General features: G+C 58.7%; 2 pseudogenes. One reads left to right on the top strand and one right to left on the bottom strand.

Going from position 1 to position 3,499, the window contains the following annotated elements:
* Positions 1–1,995, top strand: a pseudogene (locus tag AB0I68_RS38820) (hypothetical protein); the annotation flags it as partial.
* A 960-nt stretch (positions 1,996–2,955) separates the two neighbouring features.
* On the opposite strand, the pseudogene AB0I68_RS38815 reads toward AB0I68_RS38820, so the two are convergent.
* Positions 2,956–3,366, bottom strand: a pseudogene (locus AB0I68_RS38815) (IS5 family transposase); the annotation flags it as partial.
* Positions 3,367–3,499: the final 133 nt, after the last annotated feature.

Below are 3,499 nucleotides of genomic sequence, written 5' to 3'. Positions count from 1 at the left end.
CCCATCCGCATATCTCACACACCACGGATACAGCCACCCACCCACACCCAGCAGCGACTTCGCAACAATTCACCCCAACGAGCTGAAGTCAGTAACTGCACCACTCAAGGTCTGCCCGCCAACGCCCTCATCGTGGACGATGTTCCCGACGGTACCCCCATCTCACGCCCGGGCTGTACCCAGCCCACGGCCAACAGTGGAACGTTCTCCCTTGACTTCGCCACACCAAGCGCGAAAATCGACTTCCAGCAGCTTGGCGCCGGCTACGGCGGCCACTTCTGGTTCGGGCATACCAGGAATGGTGACGAGACCGGAAATCGCATGAAGGTCACGGGGACATGGCAGATAACTAATCAGCCAATTGGGCAGCGCGAGGTTTTCGTTCACCTGCCCGATCACGGAGCGCAAGAGCCGCAGGCCACGTATGAAATGGAGACACGCTGGGGAACTCAGACCAAGACAATAGACCAAAAGGGCCCTGGTAACCGATGGGTTTCCCTTGGGTACTACGATTTTGGCGACAGATTGGCGGTGCGACTGTCGACTACGAGACAGAACGCCACAGGTGACCTCGACCTGGCATACGATGCGGTGGCGTTCGCTCCAAGCGACTATAGCCCTCTGCCTCGGATAGCTCTACCGGAGCCCAACCCGAACTCTCTTCCGGACTTTTCATACGACATTCCGGAGGAATATGATTCCAGTGGCCCTCAGCTGCGCGGTTCAGGTACTTCTGCTCCTCGGTGCCAGAGCCCGAATTCGCAGGGGAAGTACACCTGCACTCAGGTTGTGGACCCGGGTTCCTACACGCCGCCCAATTCTGCAAAATCCCTCAGCCCTTCGGCGGCCAATGCATGGAGCCCACTCGTTCCGCGTTGCGCGACAACCTCTAAACCGTTCAGCGTGACGCGATTCGATGCCTGCTATAAGCGAGACATTCTCGTCCAAGCTTGGTATCGGAACAACGGCACGTCGACCCTCATGGGAACGGTGTCGTTCCACCTTCTGCAAGAAATAAAAATTCCCCGCCGCGCAGCAGAAGGTGGAGGCGGCTTCTCGAACGGATTCAACACAAAAGTCACTTTGGAGCTTTTTGACGTACAAGGCACGATAGATAGAATCTCGGCAACCGGCCTAGAAACCTACTGCACTGTCGCAGTCTGCAACAACTCGACCTTCGCGAATTGGCCCGAAGGGGATACATGGTTCGGTCTTACCGATCGACACAAAGCCAGTGCATCTGCCGTCATTCAGTGGACAAATGGAGCAACCGATGCGGTCAATTTCTTTGACCTGGGCGCATCGGTGAATTTCATAATTCCGGGATATAAGCCGGATGACATCGAAGGAGCCAAATGGCAAACCGTGCCACTTGGGCAGATCCGGTGCGACAGCAGACTGTCTACGGCACCCGCGTGTGTCATGTCTGGCCATAAGCCGGTTTGGAAGCTGGATGACCAACGCTATCCAGTAGCCGCCGCATACTACTGGCTACTCCGCGAGAAACTCGCTTCTCACCCTGGAAGCCGCATAGAAAAGTCGCCGCTACACCGAGAAGCCGACGGGGCGACTGCCGCCGAAAATCGACGGCGGGTTTGCGATCGAGGTGTGGCGGCGAATCTTGAACCATGGTCCGCCCACCCGGATGCCCTCGGCGACTCAAGAGGGATTCAGTGCGATGAATTCCCATTTGCCCGTACCAGGGAAAGTGGCGGCCAGATTTACACGAACGGAAAGCCGTGCGTGCAACTGTTCGCTAAGCTCGTGAACGGCAAGTGGATGCTCAACGCGGACGGTCGCTACGCTCTACCGTCCGGTGCCACCTGGCCTCAAGTATGTGGCCGCGCGGCCATCCCTGGCATTCAGAACGAAGCCGCTGGCTCCGATCTCGGAAACTTCTACCTGGCAAACCGCATGCTGCACGACGACGGATTCTACTTCGAGTCGCCTCGATATGAAGGATGCAGCACGACTCAAGTCTGCACCATCCCATAAGGGGATTTGATCGCCGGGGGCGCGTCAGTTGACGCGCCCCCGGCTGGCTTTCTAAGCTTGTTATTTATCTACCAAGATCTTTTGGGTCCGCCGATGGCCTTGGTGGGTAATGAACAAGCTAAGAAAATCGCGGATCATACCACTCGATGGTTAGTTCGCCGGGCCGCACTCGCGGCTTTAGCCCTCCGGCAGTTCCACGACCCCTGGCGGAAGAATTTATTTCCCCTAGCATGCTCCGCAATGAGGTCCACTTCGGCTGGTACTGCAAGCGCCCGTCGTCATAGGCAAGTACGGAACCGAGCAATGGACCGTTACGATTGTCTAGAAACAGTTGGCCTCCAGCTGAGTCACTGGCAATGGGTATCCAATCTGAATGACAGGTGAGGCCGTAATTGTCCACTAGCGTACCTCGCCGACGCTCGTATTCTATATCCTCCAGCATGACGGTGCGACCAATCAAAATTTGATCGACACTCTTGAGAGAATACCCCCCGGGGAGATACGCAGAAGGCGTGCCGCCTCGCGTGACAGGGGGGGCTCCATTGTGGCAGCGGAGAAGCGAGGGCAAGTCTGGATGGGTAAGATATCCTACTTCGCCAAGCCTCTCGATCTCGCTTTCGCTGGCAGGGAGGTTCAGGGATAGGAGCGTTCCCGGGGCATTTTCTTCTAGCCAAGCGCGAAACATTTCCCACTCCTCGGCCATCGATAGAATCGGCATTGAGGGCTCCTTGTTGAGGTTGGATTTCCGGCACCCTATGGCATTTTCGCTTTTCGCCGACAAGGTGGCAAATTGGTTTGAAGGGCCATGCCGTTGTCGGGGTCTTACCCTCAACTTACCTTCGCTGCGCGCTCTTCGCCCACGAAAGTGCAACGGCCACCAACGCCGTCACGAACGCCGCCCGCACCCCGCACGGACAGCCGGCACCTCCCTCCCCGGGATGCGACGACTACGACGTCGTTTCATTTGGTGAGGCGGCGGTGACAGATGATGGCTGCGGCTATGCCGACGAAAGCGAGGAAGTGTTCAGCCTTGCGCTCGTATCGGCGGTGGAGGCGACGGCAGCCGGCGAGCCAGGACACGGTCCGCTCGACGACCCACCGGTGGCGTCCGAGCCGCCCGGAGGACTCGATGCCCCGGCGTGCGATGCGGTGGCGGATGCCGCGTTTGCGGAGCCAGCGGCGCAGGTGGTCGTAGTGATAGCCCTTGTCTGCGTGGAGCTTGCCGGGCCGCCGTCGACGAGGTCCTCGTCGGGACCGGATCGGCGGTATGCCCCGCACGAGCGCTTCAAGACCGAGGCTGTCGTGCATGTTGGCGCCGGAGATGCCCAGGGACAGCGGCAGTCCGCTCCTGTCGGTGATCAGGTGGATTTTCCCGCAGACGCGGCTCTACCATCCGGCACACCTTCCTCGTGAGGTTCCCCCGAGATGCGGGATTGAGTGACAGAGGGTCAGATGGGTTTCATGAGAGGAGCCCAGACGATGCCTGCACCGAGGAAATACCCGC

This window comes from Streptomyces sp. NPDC050448, from assembly GCF_040655295.1.
GTDB lineage: Bacteria > Actinomycetota > Actinomycetes > Streptomycetales > Streptomycetaceae > Streptomyces.
Note: the sequence above shows the minus strand (reverse complement) of the source record. Positions and strands in the feature narration are given on the sequence as shown.